Annotated in this window: 16 protein-coding genes and 5 pseudogenes; 12 read left to right on the top strand and 9 right to left on the bottom strand. The window is 62.1% G+C overall.

The window, feature by feature from the left end; translation table 11 throughout:
• The 5 genes and pseudogenes from JCM21793_RS30620 to JCM21793_RS19285 all read left to right on the top strand — a co-directional run.
• Nucleotides 1-178, top strand: a pseudogene (locus JCM21793_RS30620) (ubiquinone biosynthesis protein UbiB); the annotation flags it as partial.
• A gap of 292 nt (nt 179-470) precedes the next feature.
• Nucleotides 471-728, top strand: a complete 258-nt coding sequence (locus JCM21793_RS27080) for a FitA-like ribbon-helix-helix domain-containing protein (protein WP_441909381.1) — start codon at nt 471-473, stop codon at nt 726-728.
• Complete coding sequence (locus tag JCM21793_RS19295) at nt 712-1,137, top strand: type II toxin-antitoxin system VapC family toxin (RefSeq protein WP_007010429.1); 426 nt, start codon at nt 712-714, stop codon at nt 1,135-1,137. Before JCM21793_RS27080 ends, JCM21793_RS19295 begins: the two co-directional genes overlap by 17 nt.
• A gap of 14 nt (nt 1,138-1,151) precedes the next feature.
• On the top strand, nt 1,152-2,396 hold the full coding sequence (gene coaBC, locus JCM21793_RS19290; RefSeq protein WP_025031415.1) for a bifunctional phosphopantothenoylcysteine decarboxylase/phosphopantothenate--cysteine ligase CoaBC: 1,245 nt from the start codon (nt 1,152-1,154) through the stop codon (nt 2,394-2,396).
• Nucleotides 2,393-2,917: a GNAT family N-acetyltransferase gene (locus JCM21793_RS19285; RefSeq protein WP_025031414.1), complete on the top strand. Its 525-nt coding sequence runs from the start codon at nt 2,393-2,395 to the stop codon at nt 2,915-2,917. The genes coaBC and JCM21793_RS19285 overlap by 4 nt, the downstream gene beginning before the upstream one ends.
• Nucleotides 2,918-3,078: 161 nt before the next feature.
• Here JCM21793_RS19285 and JCM21793_RS19280 read toward each other — a convergent pair whose 3' ends face one another.
• Nucleotides 3,079-3,897 (bottom strand): helix-turn-helix transcriptional regulator, encoded by an 819-nt coding sequence (locus JCM21793_RS19280; RefSeq protein ID WP_036540938.1) that lies wholly within the window; start codon nt 3,895-3,897, stop codon nt 3,079-3,081.
• Between the two features lie 73 nt (nt 3,898-3,970).
• On the opposite strand from JCM21793_RS19280, the pseudogene JCM21793_RS30615 reads away from it, so the two are divergent.
• The 3 genes and pseudogenes from JCM21793_RS30615 to JCM21793_RS27070 all read left to right on the top strand — a co-directional run.
• A pseudogene (locus tag JCM21793_RS30615) lies at nt 3,971-4,723 on the top strand (MFS transporter); the annotation flags it as partial.
• Between the two features lie 155 nt (nt 4,724-4,878).
• Nucleotides 4,879-5,547 carry an MFS transporter gene (locus JCM21793_RS30610; RefSeq protein WP_370671664.1) on the top strand — a complete coding sequence of 223 codons (669 nt, stop codon included), beginning with the start codon at nt 4,879-4,881 and terminating at the stop codon, nt 5,545-5,547.
• Nucleotides 5,548-5,700: 153 nt separating this feature from the next.
• Nucleotides 5,701-6,617: pseudogene (locus JCM21793_RS27070) on the top strand (pirin family protein).
• Nucleotides 6,618-6,662: 45 nt separating this feature from the next.
• Here the strand turns inward: JCM21793_RS27070 and JCM21793_RS19265 are convergent.
• The 7 genes and pseudogenes from JCM21793_RS19265 to JCM21793_RS27055 all read right to left on the bottom strand — a co-directional run bounded on the left by JCM21793_RS19265 (nt 6,663) and on the right by JCM21793_RS27055 (nt 11,464).
• A complete protein-coding gene (locus JCM21793_RS19265) occupies nt 6,663-7,055 on the bottom strand; it encodes a VOC family protein (RefSeq protein ID WP_025031412.1) in 393 nt (130 codons plus the stop codon).
• A 7-nt stretch (nt 7,056-7,062) separates the two neighbouring features.
• Entirely contained in the window at nt 7,063-7,485 is a 423-nt protein-coding gene (locus JCM21793_RS27065) for a VOC family protein (RefSeq protein ID WP_007007969.1), read from the bottom strand.
• A 34-nt stretch (nt 7,486-7,519) separates the two neighbouring features.
• Nucleotides 7,520-8,068 carry an SRPBCC family protein gene (locus tag JCM21793_RS19255; RefSeq protein ID WP_007007970.1) on the bottom strand — a complete coding sequence of 183 codons (549 nt, stop codon included), beginning with the start codon at nt 8,066-8,068 and terminating at the stop codon, nt 7,520-7,522.
• Nucleotides 8,069-8,110: 42 nt separating this feature from the next.
• A pseudogene (locus JCM21793_RS27060) lies at nt 8,111-8,463 on the bottom strand (ArsR/SmtB family transcription factor).
• 71 nt (nt 8,464-8,534) lie between these two features.
• Nucleotides 8,535-8,885, bottom strand: coding sequence for an MliC family protein (locus tag JCM21793_RS19245; RefSeq protein ID WP_025031411.1), 351 nt, complete (start codon nt 8,883-8,885; stop codon nt 8,535-8,537).
• A gap of 143 nt (nt 8,886-9,028) precedes the next feature.
• Complete coding sequence (locus tag JCM21793_RS19240; protein WP_007007973.1) at nt 9,029-9,688, bottom strand: peroxiredoxin; 660 nt, start codon at nt 9,686-9,688, stop codon at nt 9,029-9,031.
• 188 nt (nt 9,689-9,876) lie between these two features.
• A pseudogene (locus JCM21793_RS27055) lies at nt 9,877-11,464 on the bottom strand (peptide chain release factor 3).
• 200 nt (nt 11,465-11,664) lie between these two features.
• Here JCM21793_RS27055 and dut point away from each other — a divergent pair.
• From dut to JCM21793_RS19215, 4 genes are all read left to right on the top strand, one after another.
• Nucleotides 11,665-12,150: a dUTP diphosphatase gene (dut, locus tag JCM21793_RS19230; protein WP_025031410.1), complete on the top strand. Its 486-nt coding sequence runs from the start codon at nt 11,665-11,667 to the stop codon at nt 12,148-12,150.
• Between the two features lie 225 nt (nt 12,151-12,375).
• A complete protein-coding gene (locus tag JCM21793_RS19225; RefSeq protein ID WP_025031409.1) occupies nt 12,376-13,332 on the top strand; it encodes a TAXI family TRAP transporter solute-binding subunit in 957 nt (318 codons plus the stop codon).
• Nucleotides 13,333-13,493: 161 nt separating this feature from the next.
• Nucleotides 13,494-15,611 (top strand): TRAP transporter permease, encoded by a 2,118-nt coding sequence (locus JCM21793_RS19220; protein ID WP_025031408.1) that lies wholly within the window; start codon nt 13,494-13,496, stop codon nt 15,609-15,611.
• Nucleotides 15,608-15,967, top strand: a complete 360-nt coding sequence (locus JCM21793_RS19215) for a DUF1850 domain-containing protein (RefSeq protein ID WP_025031407.1) — start codon at nt 15,608-15,610, stop codon at nt 15,965-15,967. Before JCM21793_RS19220 ends, JCM21793_RS19215 begins: the two co-directional genes overlap by 4 nt.
• A 9-nt stretch (nt 15,968-15,976) precedes the next feature.
• Here the strand turns inward: JCM21793_RS19215 and JCM21793_RS31050 are convergent, their stop codons facing one another.
• The gene (locus JCM21793_RS31050; protein ID WP_280109689.1) at nt 15,977-16,111 is read right to left on the bottom strand and encodes a hypothetical protein; all 135 of its coding nucleotides are present in this window, start codon (nt 16,109-16,111) and stop codon (nt 15,977-15,979) included.
• Nucleotides 16,112-16,435 lie beyond the last annotated feature (324 nt).

Genomic DNA, 16,435 nt, shown 5'->3' with positions numbered 1-16,435 from the left:
CGCCCGTACCGAGCGCCTCTCCCGCGAGATCGACACGATGGCCCAGAAGGGGCTGCGTTTTGATGCCGAGACGGCCGAGGCGATCGGCAGGGCGGAAGCGCGCCATTCGCGCGGCGGACGCCTGGCGCTATGGGTGATCGCGATCGCCCTTGCCGCCATCGCCTGGCAGATGTCCTGATCAAATCCAACCGGAATCCGTTTTCGAGGCAGCACGTCACAGCCTCGCGCCAACCACCGCGAATGCAATGACAGCAGTGCTAGCAAACAAGCCTTAAGATACGGATTCACTTCACTTATTCCGCGCAGAAGAAGTGTGAATAATGCAATGCCGGCACTGACAGTCATGCAGTCAATACGCTACAGCATTTCGCAATCAGGTTTGGGCGCATCGCCAGCGCGCCCGTGGTTGAAACGGTCTCGTGCAGCAATGCTGTCACGGTGTTCAGGCAGGCAGCCCAGCGTAATGGAGTATCGATGGCGACACTGACCATTCGAAATGTGGACGAGAAGGTTCGGCGCGCCTGAAGAAACGCGCCGCTGAAAATGACGTCTCGATGGAAGAAGAAGTGCGCCGTATCCTCGCGCGCAGCGTCCAGCCGCACACAAAAGCCCCCACGCATCAAAACAGTCGCCGTGCCGAGCTCATCGAAGCAATCTCGGTCAGACCCATTGGCGCATTCGACCTGAAGGCCATCACCGACGAGATCTGGAATGGCCGTACACTGTGAAACGAAATTCGTCGTCGACACATCGGCGCTTATCGCCGTTCTGAACGGTGATGCGGATGCGGACATGTTTCGGCAGGCTTTCGTGCAGGCCGAGCAGATCCTTATCAGCAGCACCACCACCTTCGAGGCGCACTGCGTTGCAAGGCACATTGCGATGATCGAGGGAACCGCGCGCCTCAACACGCTGCTCAAGGCTCTCGACGTGGAAACGGTCGACTTCGACGACCGGCAGTTGAGCATCGCCCGCAAGGCGTACGCGATCTACGGTGCAGGCACCGGCCACCGGGCCGCGCTCAACATCGGTGACTGCTTCGCTTACGCGCTTGCCCGCAGCGCTAACCTGCCGCTTCTTTTCAAGGGCGACGATTTCGTTCATACCGATATCGAGCCAGCCATGAAGCCGTCGTAAGAGAGCCTGCATCGATGACAACCCCGCAGCAGACCCTTCGCAAAACGCGCATCCTGCTTTTGATCGGCGGGGGCATCGCAGCCTATAAATGCCTCGACTTGATCCGCCGCCTGCGCGAGCGCGGGGCAAGCGTGCGCTGTGTGATGACAAGGGCCGCACAGGAGTTCATCACGCCGCTTTCCGTGGGCGCACTCTCGGCGGACCATGTCTTCACCGATCTGTTCGACCGTCAGGACGAACACGATGTCGGCCATATCCGTCTTTCGCGCGAGGCCGACCTTCTTGTCGTCGCACCCGCGACCGCCGACCTGATGGCCAAGCTCGCCACCGGTCAAGCCAATGATCTCGCCTCGACGGTGCTGCTTGCCACCGACAAGCCCGTTCTCATGGCACCGGCCATGAACCCCCACATGTGGGAGCACCCGGCCACACAGCGCAACGCCAGGACGCTCCGGGAAGACGGGGTGCATTTCGTTGGCCCAAACCGGGGTGAGATGGCCGAGAGCGGCGAGGCCGGTGAAGGCCGAATGGCCGAACCGCTGGAGATCGTAGCAGCCATAGAGACCCTGCTCGACACCGGCGAAAAGCCGCTTGCGGGGCGCAAGGTGATCGTCACGTCCGGTCCGACCCATGAGGTAATCGACCCGGTTCGCTATATTGCCAATCGTTCTTCGGGCAAACAGGGACACGCAATCGCTGCGGCACTTGCCCACCTCGGGGCATCAGTTCACCTCGTTTCGGGGCCCGTCTCCATTCCGGACCCGCAGGGTGTCACCACCACCCATGTGGAAACGGCACGCCAGATGCGCGAAGCGGTGGAAGCCGCACTTCCGGCAGATGCCGGTGTCTTCGTCGCTGCTGTCGCCGACTGGCGTCCGGCTGTCGAGACTGCCGAAAAGATCAAGAAGAAACAGGGCGAAGGCGCGCCGATGCTGGAGCTCACCGAGAACCCGGACATTCTCGCCGGTGTCGGCCACCATGAGAAGCGCCCTGCACTCGTCATCGGGTTCGCTGCCGAAACGCAGGACCTGTTCAAGAATGCACGCGCGAAGCTGAACAAGAAGGGTGCCGACATCATCGTCGCCAACGACGTCTCGCATGACAGCGGCGTCGGCCCCGGTGGTGTGATGGGCGGCGACCGCAACAGCGTGGTGATCGTCAGCCAGGACGGACACGATGAATGGCCGGAGATGGGCAAGGACGACGTTGCCGAACGTCTGGCACAGTTGATAGCCGATCGGCTCGGACCAAAAGAATGACCCTGCAGACTCCGGTTCTCGAAACGGAGCGCCTCGTGCTGCGTGCGCACTCCATCGCAGATTTCGATACCTTCGCCCGCCTCTGGTCTCTGCCGGAGGCCACGCGCTTCACCTCAGGCAAGCCGCTCACCGGCGAAGATGCCTGGCGCCGTCTCGCCATGCATCGCGGCATGTGGGACCTGATGGGTTTCGGCTATTTTGCCGTGACGGAGAAGGCGACTGGCGCATTTCTGGGTGACGCAGGCGTTCAGGAAGCGCGGCGCGTCATCACCCCATCGCTGGAAGGCACACTCGAAGCCGGGTGGGTTTTCCTCCCGGAAGTCCACGGCAGGGGCTATGCGAGAGAAGCCATGGAAGCCGTGTTTTCCTGGTGCTCCGCGGCACACGGCAACCGGGACATCACCTGCATCATTGATGAGGAGAATTCGCCCTCGCGCAAACTCGCGGAGCGCCTTGGCTTCTCCGAAAAGGCGCGCACCCAATACAAGGATCGCCCGACCATCGTCTTCTGGCGCGACTGACCGCATTGCAAAGACTGGGGTCTGAGGCTAACGCATGTCTCCCGAAAGTGGGCACCGGTTTCGGAACAAAGACATGCGTCAAATCAAGAACCTAAAGCGCTCAGAGCGAATCTGAAAGATCGCGACGCGCTTTAGCAGACCAGATGCCGGGCATCCCCGGCTCACCCGTCTTTTGGCTCGCTGCGAAAATAGACCACCATCCTGAGATGCCGGTGCTCATCGACGGTCAGCACCTCATGCTGAAAACGCAACCGTTCGCCCGTTTGCGCGACAATCGTGCCGATACCCCGGCTGTAGCCGGTCATGTCCGGCTGCTCCATCCAGCGGCGAAAATCGGGTGACAGCTTCTTCAAGTCGTCGATCAGCGTGCGGATCGCCGGATCGTCCGGCGTGCCCGTCAGATCACAGCGGAACTGAGCGACGAGGCTCTGCGCATCTTCCCCCCAGTCGGGAAGACGGCGGCGCATATCGGGATCGGCGAAGATCATGCGCAAGAGGTTTCGGTCGGCCGGATTGCGACCGCCAAGATCGAGAAGATCGTCGGCCGCGGCATTCCAGGCAACCACGTCCCAACGCAGATTGAACACATAGGCCGGGCGGTTTGAAAGATCGTCCAGCAATTGCTGAATGCGCGCGCTGACGGAGGTGGGCCGGTAGGCCTGTGAAGGCGGCGGCCGCTGCTGCGCCAGGAGAAACAGATGGCAGCATTCGGCATCGTCCAGCCGCAACGCCTTCGAGACGTTGAGCAGGAAGGATTCAGAAACCTGAATATCGCGCCCCTGCTCGAACCAGGTGTACCATGTGAGCCCGACACCCGCGAGCAGGGCCACCTCCTCACGTCTCAGTCCCGGCGTGCGACGGCCGCCCGTTGTCGGAAGGCCGACATCGGCAGGCGTGAGCTTTGCCCTGTGATGCCGCAGAAACTCGGAGAGCTCGCTGCGCGTGCGGGCAAAGGATCGGTGGGGCAGCCTATTGCTCATGGTAACAGGATAATTTCCAATATTGTAACAGTTTCATTCTGCACAGAAAGTCCGCCTCCCGCAAGGAGGCATCATGACCACTTACAACGAAACCGCTGTTTTAGAAGACCATCCAATACCGGCATCCGCACACGCGCTGCCCTCGCAAGCAGGCCCCCGCGAATGGCTGGGGCTTGCCCTTCTTTCATTGCCGACCATCCTGCTTGGGCTCGATCTGACCCTGCTGCATCTTGCCCTGCCGGCACTGGCAGCCGACCTGAGGCCGACGAGCACGGAGGCGCTCTGGATCATGGATGCCTATGGCTTCATGATCGCGGGCTTTCTCATCACCATGGGCACACTGGGCGACCGCGTCGGCCGGCGCAGGCTGCTCATGATCGGGGCGGCGGCGTTCGGCGTCACCTCCATCATCGCCGCGTTCTCAACCAATGCCCTCATGCTGATGGTCGCGCGCGCGGCGCTGGGAGTGGCGGGCGCAACGCTTATGCCGTCCACGCTGGCCCTCATCAGCAATCTGTTTGCCGATCCCCGTCAGCGCGCATTGGCAATCGGTGTCTGGGCGACAACATTCGCACTTGGAATGGCTGCGGGACCAATCGTGGGCGGGGTGCTTCTGGAGCATTTCTGGTGGGGCGCGGGCTTTCTCGTCGCCGTGCCCATCGTCTTGCTTCTCCTGTTGCTCGCGCCGGTTCTGCTGCCGGAACACCGCGCCCGGAAAAGCGACAGGATCGACCTTCTCAGCGCCGCGCTTTCACTCGCCGCCATGTTGCCAGTGATCTATGCATCAAGGAGATTGCCAAGGACGGGTTCGGCCTCTCCACCATCGCCACGATTGTCGCGGGCGTTCTCTTCGGCCTGCTTTTCGTATGGCGGCAGCGGCGTCTTGCCGATCCGCTTCTCGATCTCGACCTCTTCGCAAGCAGGGCCTTTTCGGTCGCCCTTGTGGTGCTTCTGTTCGGGCTTGTCGCGGTTGGAGGAACCATGCTTCTGGTCACGCAATATCTGCAATTGGTGGCTGGTTTCTCACCGCTGGTCGCCGGACTGTGGATGGGGCCTCCCGCGCTGGCGATGGTGGCTGCGGGCATCGGCACGCCGCTGCTTGCCCGCCATGTCAGGCCGGGCTTCGTCGTGGCGGGAGCGCTCGCCCTGTCGGTCTTCGGCTATCTCATGCTCACATGGCTCAAGAACGATGCGAGCGGGCTTGTCATAGTCGTCGCCGGCTTCTCGCTCGCCTATCTGGGGCTTGGCACGATCGCGGCGCTTGGCACGGACCTCGTGGTCGGGTCGGCCCCGGCGGAAAAGGCAGGTTCCGCTTCCGCCATGTCCGAGACCGTACAGGAGTTGGGCGCTTCGCTGGGCATCGCCCTGCTTGGCAGCATCACGACGGCGGTCTATCGCCAGACGATGCAGAGCCGATTGCCAGACGGCCTTTCACCGGAGGTAGAGGCATCGGTTGGCGACAGTCTCTGGGCGGCATCCGCGATGGCGCAAAGACTGCCGGTCGGGCTTTTGGAGGATGCGCAATCCTCCTTCATCACCGGCTTCAACACCGCGGCCGCCCTCAGCGCAGCGACCGTTGCCGTTCTGGCCGTGCTCGCCGGCGTGGCGCTGCGAAAAATCCCGACACTTCACGCCGCGCCACAGGAGTAGAAACGGGCGCATCGAGCGCTTGGCTCGATGCGCTTCCACTCCTCACCCCAGTCGATTGTCTCCAATATGTGAACAGCGCGTCTTCGCTGTTGCAGATGCGATGACCGCACACACAGCCTATCTTTGCGGCAAGCAACAGATGGAGAGACAATCATGTCCATTCGTCCCGTAAAACAGATTTCACAGGCGCAGCCACCATGGAAGGCGCCGGCGTCCGGCTCGACCGTGCATTCGGGTTCGGCGATCCGAAACTCGCCGATCCGTTCCTGCTTCTGGACGATTTCCGCAACGACCGGCCGGAAGACTATCAGGCGGGTTTTCCATGGCATCCGCATCGCGGCATCGAAACGATCACCTATGTTCTGGCGGGCAGTGTCGATCACGCCGACAGTCTCGGCAATGCCGGCTCGCTCGGCGCGGGTGACGTTCAGTGGATGACGGCTGGAAGCGGCATCCTCCATCAGGAGATGCCGCATGGCGACAAGCTCGGCCGCATGCACGGCTTCCAACTCTGGGCCAACCTGCCCTCAAGCGAGAAGATGACGACGCCCCGCTACCAGGATGTGAAGGCCGGCGAGATTCCCGAGGTGATCGACGATGACGGAACGCGCGTGCGTGTCGTGGTCGGCGAGTTCTGGGGCAAGCGCGGTCCCGTCGACGGCATTGCCGCCGATCCGCAATATCTCGACGTCTGGGTGCCGCCCGGAAAGCGCAAGGTTCTGCCGGTCGACACCTATCGCAGCGCTTTCGCCTATATCTTCGAAGGTTCCGGCACGTTCCGCGATGCCTCGCGGCCGTTTGGCGTGCTGGTCGAGAAAGAGGTGGCAGGCGAAGAACTGCATCTGCGCGATATGAGCGGCGACCGCACGCTTGTCGTTTTCGACACGGGCGACGAGGTGGTGGTGCAGGCCGGCGAACGAGGCATCCGCTTTCTGCTCGTTTCGGGCAAGCCGATCCAGGAGCCTGTCGCCTGGCATGGACCCATCGTCATGAACACGCGGCAGGAACTGATGCAGGCGTTCAGCGAACTGAACGCCGGCACCTTCATCCGCGAAAGCGCGAAGTTCTGACGTCAGACTGCATGGAGGGCGGGCGCCCCGTGCCCGCCCTTCACGCTACAGTGCCTCGAACATCTGAACGAGGTTGCCGCACGTATCCTCAAACACGGCGATGGTCGGCATCCCTTCCATCCGGGTCGGCTCTACGCGAAACACCACGCCACGCGCTTTCAGCTGATCATACTCTGCCTGCACCTCCTCGCTGGCAAACGTCGTGCAGGGAATCCCGGCATCATAGAGCGCCTTCTGGTAGGAGCGCGCGAAGTCGTACCCCAAGGGTTCCAGCAGCAGCTCGGTGCCATTCTCGGCTCCCGGTGTCACGACCGTCAGCCAGCGGGCACCGCCGACCGGAAAGTCCTGCTTCTTCCGGAAGCCGAGCACGTCTGTGTAAAATGCCTCGGCCTTGTCCTGATCATCCACAAGGATGCTCGTCAGTGCGATCTGGAGCATGGTATCTTCACCAGGCGCCTGACTTGCTGTCGACAAGATGGATGATCTGCGCGGGGCTCGATATCCAGAACCCGTCGAAATTCTCGCCCAGCGGTTCGATGTCGTCGCAGCGCGCGATGCCCGCCGCTTCGAGCCGCGCGGCGGCAGCCTTCGTGTCATCAGTCACGATTTCCAGCCAGAGTTCCGACTGGCTCATGCCCGGCGTCTTGTCGATCCAGAGCTGATTGGCTCCGAAGCGGAAGCCGACAGCGGGCAGAAGTTCCTCGATCTGCTCCATGCCGAGTACGTCCCGGTAGAAGCGCACCGTCTCGTCATATTGATGCGGCGGCACCTTCATGGCGATGTTGCGCCCGCCGGAAAGTTTCGGCTTGGTGGCGGGACCGGCATCGTGCTGCGAGCGGGATTCATTCTGCGTTGCGGAAATATTCATCTCATTCTCCTTGGCGCCGATAGCGGCGTGGGTCTCATTGCCTGTCGAAACGTCCGGTGTAGGTGGCTTCCAGCGCCGTAATCTGCGACCAGAATGGCTGCGCCTTTTCGCCCGAAAGCACCGCTTCCAGAACCGCGAGATGCGCGTGCCAGCCACCGGAGACATTGATCATCTCGCCACGGTCGGCGAGGCGCTTGTGGGTCACCACCAGCCGCACCCTGTCGCCCTCCCGAAAGAGTTCGAACTCAACCTGACTGTCTTCGCCCTCGCCCGGCCAGGTCATGGCCAGAAGACGCGGCGGGTCCCACGCAAGGATGCGGCCTTCGGAAAGAAACCCGTTCTCGTTCATCTCCCTGTAGCGCGCGGGCGGCTCCTCGTCGGTGAACTCCGAATGCCTGAACACGAGCTGCGCCGTGCCCCCGGCACGGGGCTCCATCTCGCCGCCTGCCAGCCACTGCCTGCGCCTGTCCGCTTCGGTCAGATAAGCCCATACGCGCTCCACCGGACCTGGCAGGAGCCTTTCGAAACGCACTTCATCGGGCGCCGTGGCGACGCCAAAATCACTTTCGTCGATCTGTCTCATCGTGTTCCTCTCAACGGTCGCGATGGCTGATATGACGCTGTGTCAGTCCTGCCCGGCAGCGTTCTGCCGGTCCTCGGCCTCCAGAATGGCCTGCAACGTGTCGAGCCGGTCGGTCCAGAAGCGCTCATAGTAACGGAACCACGCCTGCGCCTCGGCAAGACGCGCCGCCTCCAGCCGGCAATAATGGGTGCGGCCGTCCACACGCCGGCTGACCAGACCCGCCGTCTCCAGAACCTTGACGTGTTTGGAAGCGCCGGCGAGCGACATTTCGAAGGCTGCGCCAGTTGCGACACGCTGCGCTCTCCGCCCGAAAGACGGTGGAGCATGGCGCGCCGGGTCGGGTCCGACAGGGCGTGAAAAACGGCATCGAGATGGGGCGACTGATGTTCAACCATATGGTTTAGATATCAGTCGCAGAACAGACAGTCAACCGAATGGTTTACTTTTTAGTCCGTTGGCTTTCGGATCAGTCTTTAGCGGTGCAGGAAACCGGCTTCGCGTCCTCGCCCTTCATCAGGTCGTAGAGGTCGGCACCCTCGCCCTTGGTCCACCAGATATAGGGCCCGCCCGCATATTTCGCGCCGGAAGCGGCCAGCACATTGCTCATCACCACCGGGCTGCCGTCGATCGTGACGACCGCAAGCGACGCATCGCCGGCATTGTAATAGGTGGCGTCAATCTCACCGTCCGGGCACGCATAGGTGACCGCGCTGGTGTCCACGCTCTCCACATCGGGCAGCTCGATCTCGACCGTTGCGGCGAAAGCCGGGGACGCGGCCAGAAAAAGAGAGGTGAGCGCAAGAACGGAACGGCGCATGGCGGGACTCCTGAAAACAGTTTCGTACCAGACCCAAAGACCGTGACAGCGTGTCGATTTGAAGACAAGGGAGCTGACGCAGGAAAAAGAAAGCCCCGGACGCGGGCAGCGACCGGGGCTCATGATTCAGGGTCTGACGATGGTCAGCCGGAGGGCTGCTTGGTCTTGCGCAGATAAGGCAGGATCGTCTCGAACGAACCGAAACGCTTCACCGCATCCTCGTTGGAAACGGCGGGCGTGATGATGACATCCTCACCCTGCTGCCAATTGGCCGGCGTCGCGACCTGGTGCTTTGCGGTCAACTGGATGGAATCGATCGCGCGCAGGATTTCCGCAAAATTACGGCCCGTGGTCATGGGGTAGGTGAGCACGAGCTTGATCTTCTTGTCGGGCCCGACGACATAGACCGAACGCACGGTGGCGTTGTCGGCGGCGGTGCGGCCATCGGAGCTGTCACCCGCTTCGGCCGGCAGCATGTCGTAGAGCTTTGCGACTTTCAGATCCTTGTCGCCGATCATCGGATAATCGACCGCGTGACCCGTCGCCGACTTGATGTCGTCCTTCCAGCGCACATGGTCTTCGACCGGATCGACCGAAATACCGATGATCTTGGTGTTGCGCTTCTTGAACTCGCCCTCAAGCCCCGCCATCGTGCCGAGCTCGGTCGTGCAAACGGGCGTGAAATCCTTGGGATGGCTGAAAAGAACGGCCCAGCCATCGCCGATCCAGTCATGGAAGTTGATCGTTCCGTGGGTCGTCTCGGCGCTGAAATCCGGCGCGGTGTCGTTGATGCGAAGGCTCATCGTTCTCTCCTCCTGGGTGAGATGAAACGCGATTGGTGTTCCTGACGCTGCAGGATAGCAACCCGCACACGCACAGATGAACCTCATCTAGGCGCTATTTGAACCATTCGCTTGGAATTAAATTCCTTAGAATCTATCTATGGAGAAAAATTCATCCCTGCCGGTAAATGATCGGCGAATCCGTTCGCTCAGGCAGCCTTGCGCGTCTGGTAATCCTTCACCGTGGCGAAGCGCACGGCCTTCCAGCGGTCGGCCTCGTAATTCAGGCCGAACTCGTGCGGTGCCAGGAAAACCGGATCATCGTCGAGATCACGTGCGATGTCGCCGCGATGGCTGGCGATGAAGCGGTCCACTTCACCGGGTTCGTCGGACGAAATCCAGCGGCACACACTGAAACGCGCCATCTCGAAATCCACGGGAAGCGAATATTCGATCTTCAGCCGCTCCTTGAGCACATCGAGCTGCAGCGCGCCAACCACACCGACAATGGCGGGTGAGCCATCTTCGGGCGTGAAGAGCTGCACGACCCCCTCTTCGGCCATCTGCTGCAGGGCTTCCTTCAGCTTCTTGGCCTTCATGGCGTCGCCAAGCCGCACGCGGCGCAGGATTTCCGGGGCAAAGTTGGGCACGCCCCGGAACAGAAGCTCCTCGCCCTCGGTCAGCGTGTCGCCAATGCGCAGCGTGCCGTGGTTAGGAATGCCCACCACATCGCCGGCAAAGGCCTCGTCGGCGGTAATGCGGCTCTTGGCGAAGAAGAACTGTGGTGCCGACAGGCTGATCGGCTTGCCGGTGCGCACCAGCTTGGCTTTCATGCCACGCTGGAGCTTGCCGGAGCACACACGCACAAAGGCGATGCGATCACGGTGATTGGGGTCCATATTGGCCTGAATCTTGAAAACGAAAGACGTCATCTTGTCTTCCGTCGCCTCGACTGCGGGAATCCGCATCCTGAGCGCGTGGTGCGGGACCGAAGCTGCCCAGCGCCTCGATCAGGTCGCGCACGCCGAAATTGCGCAGCGCCGAGCCGAAATAGACCGGCGTCAGATGCCCCTCGCGGAAGGCCTGCATGTCGAAGGGACGGCAGGCTTCCTTGCCGAGCAGCATCTCCTCGACCAGCATGTCGCGCTCATGTTCGGGCAGAAGCCCGGCAACGGCATCGGAGTCCGGCCCGTTGACGGCGATGGGCTCCACATCGTCGTCCGAGCGGCGCATCGTGTTATTGGCAAGATTGTAGGTGCCGACAAAGCTCTTGCCCCGGCCGATGGGCCAGGTGACGGGCGCCGTGTCCAGCGCCAGCTTCTGTTCGATCTCGTCGAGAATCTCGAACGGATCGCGGCTTTCCCGGTCCAGCTTGTTGACGAAGGTGACGATCGGGATGTCGCGCATGCGGCATACTTCGAACAGCTTCAGCGTGCGTGGCTCGATGCCCTTGGCCGCGTCAATGACCATGATCGCGCTGTCGACGGCGGTCAGTGTGCGATAGGTGTCGTCGGCGAAGTCCTCGTGGCCCGGCGTGTCGAGCAGGTTGAAAACGTGGTCGCCATATTCGAACGTCATCACCGAGGTGACGACAGAGATGCCGCGCTCGCGCTCGATGTTCATCCAGTCCGAACGGGTCTGGACGCGATTCTTCTTCGCCTTCACTTCGCCGGCAAGCTGGATCGCGCCGCCGAAGAGCAGCAGCTTCTCGGTCAGCGTGGTCTTACCGGCGTCCGGGTGCGAAATAATTGCGAAGGTGCGGCGGCGAGCCACCGCATCGGCGATTTTGTCGGTCATCTTGATCTGGTTTTCCTGAAGCCGGGCGCTTGTAACAAGCGGCACGGCGCGTGTCGAACGGAAAGTGCCCCGGCAAAGCCCCACATAGCGGTGAAGATATGTATCCGCAGGCCATGCGGCGGTTGAAATCGCCGGCAAAACGGGCCAGACGAAAAGGGTCGTGATCATCGCCCCCGGATTGCAGCGCACAGGATCAAGCCATGTCCAACACCGTTTCCTCCATGCCCGTAATTGGCCCCACCGCTGGCATCGTCCGCCTGCCCCATGGCGAGGGATTGCCTTTGCCGGCTTATGAAACCGTAGCCGCTGCGGGAATGGACCTGCGCGCCGCCGTGCCGGAAGACCGCCGCATCGTGCTTTTGCCGGGCAAGCGGGTGCTGGTTCCGACCGGCTTCATCCTCGAACTGCCCGAAGGGTTTGAAGGGCAGGTGCGGCCGCGCTCCGGCCTTGCGCTCAAACATGGCATCACCTGCCTCAACGCACCCGGCACCATCGACGCGGACTATCGTGGCGAGGTTCAGGTTCTGCTTATCAATCATGGTGAAGACGACTTCGCCATCACGCGTGGCCTCAGGATAGCCCAGCTTGTGATTGCCCCGGTGGTGCAGGGCCGGCTGGAAGAGCGCAGCCATGCCAGCGACACGGCACGCGGCGGCGGCGGGTTCGGCTCGACCGGGATCGCCTGACGCCCGGCTCCTCTCCGCTTGCCCCCTATACTTTGGTATAAGACGCGCAGGCTCTTTGCGAAACCGAAAGGGGTTGCGCGCGGTTTTTTGTCCGATTATCGCTTTCACAGGCCGTTCGCCCCCTTGCCAGTCGCTTTCCTGTTGGCAAGCGCGCGCGGTTGTCTACAGTCATGGGCAGCGCAGGCGGTGATGCCTGCGGAGCAGCTACATTGCGGAGGAGACATGATGTTACATGCAAGCAGGAAGTATCTCGCAGCCGGTGCTGTGGCGTTGTCGCTGGGCCTTGCACCCGCCGGCGCCGTAGCGCAGGACTTCATCAACGTGCTGACCGGCGGCACTTCGGGCGTCTACTATCCGCTCGGCTCGCAGCTTTCCAAGATCTATGGCGAGAACATCGAAGGCGTGCGCACGCAGGTGCAGTCGACCAAGGCATCGGTCGAGAACCTCAACCTGCTTCAGCAGGGCCGTGGCGAAATCGCATTTGCACTTGGTGATTCCGTCAAGTCGGCCTGGGAAGGCGATGCCGAAGCCGGCTTCGACCAGAAGCTCGACAAGTTGCGCGCCATCGCCGCGATCTATCCCAACTACATCCAGATCGTCGCTTCGCAGGAATCCGGCATCAAGGAATTCGGCGACCTGAAGGGCAAGGGCCTTTCCGTCGGCGCGCCGAAATCCGGCACCGAGCTCAACGCCCAGCGCATCTTCGGCGCCATGGACATGAGCTATGACGATCTCGGCAAGACCGAGTACCTTCCGTTCGGCGAATCCGTCGAGCTGATCAAGAACCGCCAGCTTGATGCGACCCTCCAGTCGGCCGGCCTTGGCGTTGCTTCGATCAAGGACCTCGCGCTTTCGCTTCCGGTGACCATCGTGTCGGTGCCCAACAGCGTGGCCGAGACGCTTGGTGCGCCGTTCATCGCCGCCACCATCCCCGCCGGCACCTATGAGGGCCAGAGCGAGGACGTGCCGACGCTGGCCATCACCAACATTCTCGTCACCCATTCGGATGTCTCCGACGAGGTTGCCTACGAGATGACCAAGCAGCTCTTCGAGAATCTCGACGACATGGTGGCCGCACACGCCGCTGCCAAGGCGATCTCTGCCGAGAATGGCCCCAAGGGCCTGCCGCTGCCGCTGCACCCCGGCGCAGAGCGCTATTACAAAGAAAAGGGCCTGCTCTAGGCCAGTCCTGCGAGGCCCCGTCCATCGGACGGGGCCTTCCTGTCACATCCCGGGGCGGGGCGTGACAGGAAGGCCCGAAATGCCGAGCCCTCACGCGTGCCATGCACCCGAGCGGACAATCGGCAAGGCCCTGACGCGTAGCATGGGAAGCGGAGCGCCCGATGACCAACACCGAAACTGGCCAGGCCGCGAGCCCGGCCGAGGCTGAATTGCATGACCATTCGCATGGTGAGTTCGGGACCGATCGCATCGGTCGGCTTCTCTTCTGGATCGCGGTGGTGTTCTCGCTGTATCAGATTGCCACCGCCGCGCATGTGATCAGCCTGCCAAGCCAGGTCGTCCGCGCCTTCCACGTCGGTTTCCTGACGCTGCTGGTTTTCCCGCTGGTGGCGCAGGCGCGTGACAGCGCTCCCATGATCAAGGCGCTTGCCTGGGCACTGGCGCTCGCCGGCGTTGCCGTCGCGCTCTATCAATACATCGAGTACAAGCCGTTGCTGCTGCGCGCAGGCGATCCCTTACCGCTCGACATCGTGTTCGGCGTGATCGCGCTCGTCACCGTCTTTGCCGCCGCCTATGTGCTAATGGGGCCGGCCCTGCCGATCATCTCCGGCGCGTTTCTCGCCTACTGCCTGTTCGGCCAATATCTGCCATCGCCGCTGAACCATCGCGGCTATGATTTCAGCCAGGTCATCGACCACATGGCCTATGGCACGGAAGGCATCTACGGCATCCCGATCTACGTTTCGGCCACCTACATCTTCCTGTTCATCCTGTTCGGCTCGTTCCTCGAACGCGCCGGCATGATCAAGCTCTTCACCGACGTGTCGCTCGGCCTTGTCGGCCATGCGCGCGGGGGTGCGGCCAAGGTGTCGGTCATCTCCTCCGGCCTGATGGGTACGATCTCCGGTTCGGGCGTCGCCAATGTGGTGACCACCGGACAGTTCACCATCCCGCTAATGAAGCGCTTCGGCTATCGCGCAGCCTTTGCAGGCGGTGTGGAATCGACTGCTTCCATGGGCGGGCAGATCATGCCGCCCGTGATGGGCGCGGTGGCCTTCATCATGGCCGAGACGCTGGGCATCGAATATTACGAGGTGGTCAAGGCGGCGATCATTCCCGCCGTGCTCTACTTCGCCTCCGCCTTCTGGATGGTGCATCTGGAAGCCGGCAAATACGGCCTGCACGGCCTGCCGCGCTCCGAGCTTCCATCCGCGCGCAACGCCTTGAAGAAGGGCTGGTATCTCATCCTGCCGCTGGCCGTTCTCGTCTACCTCCTGTTCACCGGTTACACGCCGCTGTTTGCCGGCACGATCGGCCTGTCGCTGACCGTGCTGCTCATCCTCGGCGGTTCGGTTGCACTCGGGCTTCCCGGCCAGGTGCTGAGGGTGATCTTCTGGGTCGGCCTCGGCCTCGTTGCGGCAAGCTTCTTCAGCTACGGCATCACGGCAATCCTGATCGCCGCGCTGGTGCTGATCGTCGCCAACCTCTTCGTCGATGGCGGCCGCAGGACGCTGGTGGTCTGCAGGGATTCGCTCGCCGAGGGAGCCAAGACCGCGCTTCCCGTGGGCGTGGCCTGCGCCGTGGTCGGCATCATTATCGGAACCATGACCCTGACCGGCGTTGCCAACACGTTTGGTCAGTTTATCGTGTCGGTCGGCGAGACGAGCCTGTTCCTTTCGCTCGTGCTGACCATGATCACCTGCATCGTGCTGGGCATGGGCATTCCGACCATTCCCAACTACATCATCACATCCTCGATTGCCGGACCGGCACTCCTGGCGCTCGGCGTTCCGCTGATCGTCAGCCACATGTTCGTGTTCTATTTCGGCATTCTGGCGGACCTGACGCCGCCTGTTGCGCTTGCATGCTTCGCAGCCGGTCCCATCGCCAAGGAGAACGGCCTCAAGATCTCCATGGAAGCGATCAAGGTGGCTGCCGCTGGCTTCGTGATCCCCTTCATGGCGGTCTACACGCCGGCGCTGATGCTGCAGGATGGCGGGCCGCTGGCGGAGGCCTGGGGCTATTATCCGGCGGTCGTCTATATCGTCTTCAAGGCGCTACTCGCCATTGCGCTCTGGGGCGCGGCGGTGATCGGCTTCCTGCGCTCAAAGCTTGCCGTCTGGGAGCGCATTCTTGCAGCCGCAGCGGCCTTTACGCTGATTGCCGCGCTGCCGATAACCGATGAACTCGGCTTCGCGCTTGCCGCTCTGTTCCTCGGCCAACACTGGTATCGCACGCGCACGGCGCACGCTTCGGAAGAAACAAAGGCCGACGCATGAGCATATGCGTTCTGGCAGGCGGAAAAGCGCTGACCCTCGGGGCAGCGCTTTTCACCCTGTCATGGACGCATTCGGTGGAGAAAATCCGCTGGGAGGAAGACTGGCGGGCAACACCTGCCGGGCTGGAGATTGTCGAGGCGCGCGTTCAGGGGTCAGGAGCGGGCATGGAGCCGCCGCCTGACGCGCACTTTGAAGATGGCTGGTGGCGCTATCGCCCTTCCCTGCCGCCGCAGGCCGAGCTCGCACTGGCGGCATCTGGCGCAACGGGCTCCGGCTGGAAATTGTGCGCATCAGAAAAATGCCACGAGCTGGGCGCGTCAGCCGGAAAGCCGGTGATCGTCAGATATTGTGAGTGAGCGTTGCCGTCAGGCAGCCGTGGGAGTGCCGCCACCACGCTTCTGGCAGGCAGGGCCGGGGCCACGCATATAATGACGCTCGGGGTGATAGCGCGGGGCGAAGAAATCGCGAAGAACGGCAACGAGGCGAATGATAAGAGCCATGGGTCATGTCCAACCGGTGGCGGCTCCTCCAAAACCGCCTGTGTGAAGTATCGGGCCAAAAATACACACACGAAGTGAACGCTCCGTGAATGCCGGTCGGATTTCGCCGGAATTTGCGCCGCTTTGATGGCGCAAATCGGGTCTTGTTGCGGAAGAGCGCGCAGTGTGGCCGCCGCGCCACAGTTTTATGCAGCGCGGCGGTGCTTCAGCTTTAGTTTTCGCCGAGATAGGCGACGATGATGTCGAGCGCGGCCTGAAGGTCGTTGCGGTCGATCATTTCGGTCACGGTGTGGATGTAGCGGGTGCCCACACGATGCCCACGGC

Source organism: Nitratireductor aquibiodomus NL21 = JCM 21793 (assembly GCF_000615975.1).
GTDB classification, from domain to species: domain Bacteria; phylum Pseudomonadota; class Alphaproteobacteria; order Rhizobiales; family Rhizobiaceae; genus Nitratireductor; species Nitratireductor aquibiodomus.
The sequence above is the reverse complement of the archived record's forward strand: the minus strand, read 5'-3'. Positions and strand labels throughout refer to the sequence as shown.

Coding starts and splice junctions, on each gene's coding strand:
- JCM21793_RS19295 (WP_007010429.1), top strand. CDS start 712: ATGGCCGTACACTGTGAAACGAAATTCGTCGTCGACACATCGGCGCTT.
- coaBC (WP_025031415.1), top strand. CDS start 1,152: ATGACAACCCCGCAGCAGACCCTTCGCAAAACGCGCATCCTGCTTTTG.
- JCM21793_RS19285 (WP_025031414.1), top strand. CDS start 2,393: ATGACCCTGCAGACTCCGGTTCTCGAAACGGAGCGCCTCGTGCTGCGT.
- JCM21793_RS19280 (WP_036540938.1), bottom strand. CDS start 3,897: ATGAGCAATAGGCTGCCCCACCGATCCTTTGCCCGCACGCGCAGCGAG.
- JCM21793_RS30610 (WP_370671664.1), top strand. CDS start 4,879: ATGCTTCTGGTCACGCAATATCTGCAATTGGTGGCTGGTTTCTCACCG.
- JCM21793_RS19265 (WP_025031412.1), bottom strand. CDS start 7,055: ATGCTCCAGATCGCACTGACGAGCATCCTTGTGGATGATCAGGACAAG.
- JCM21793_RS27065 (WP_007007969.1), bottom strand. CDS start 7,485: ATGAATATTTCCGCAACGCAGAATGAATCCCGCTCGCAGCACGATGCC.
- JCM21793_RS19255 (WP_007007970.1), bottom strand. CDS start 8,068: ATGAGACAGATCGACGAAAGTGATTTTGGCGTCGCCACGGCGCCCGAT.
- JCM21793_RS19245 (WP_025031411.1), bottom strand. CDS start 8,885: ATGCGCCGTTCCGTTCTTGCGCTCACCTCTCTTTTTCTGGCCGCGTCC.
- JCM21793_RS19240 (WP_007007973.1), bottom strand. CDS start 9,688: ATGAGCCTTCGCATCAACGACACCGCGCCGGATTTCAGCGCCGAGACG.
- dut (WP_025031410.1), top strand. CDS start 11,665: ATGTCCAACACCGTTTCCTCCATGCCCGTAATTGGCCCCACCGCTGGC.
- JCM21793_RS19225 (WP_025031409.1), top strand. CDS start 12,376: ATGTTACATGCAAGCAGGAAGTATCTCGCAGCCGGTGCTGTGGCGTTG.
- JCM21793_RS19220 (WP_025031408.1), top strand. CDS start 13,494: ATGACCAACACCGAAACTGGCCAGGCCGCGAGCCCGGCCGAGGCTGAA.
- JCM21793_RS19215 (WP_025031407.1), top strand. CDS start 15,608: ATGAGCATATGCGTTCTGGCAGGCGGAAAAGCGCTGACCCTCGGGGCA.
- JCM21793_RS31050 (WP_280109689.1), bottom strand. CDS start 16,111: ATGGCTCTTATCATTCGCCTCGTTGCCGTTCTTCGCGATTTCTTCGCC.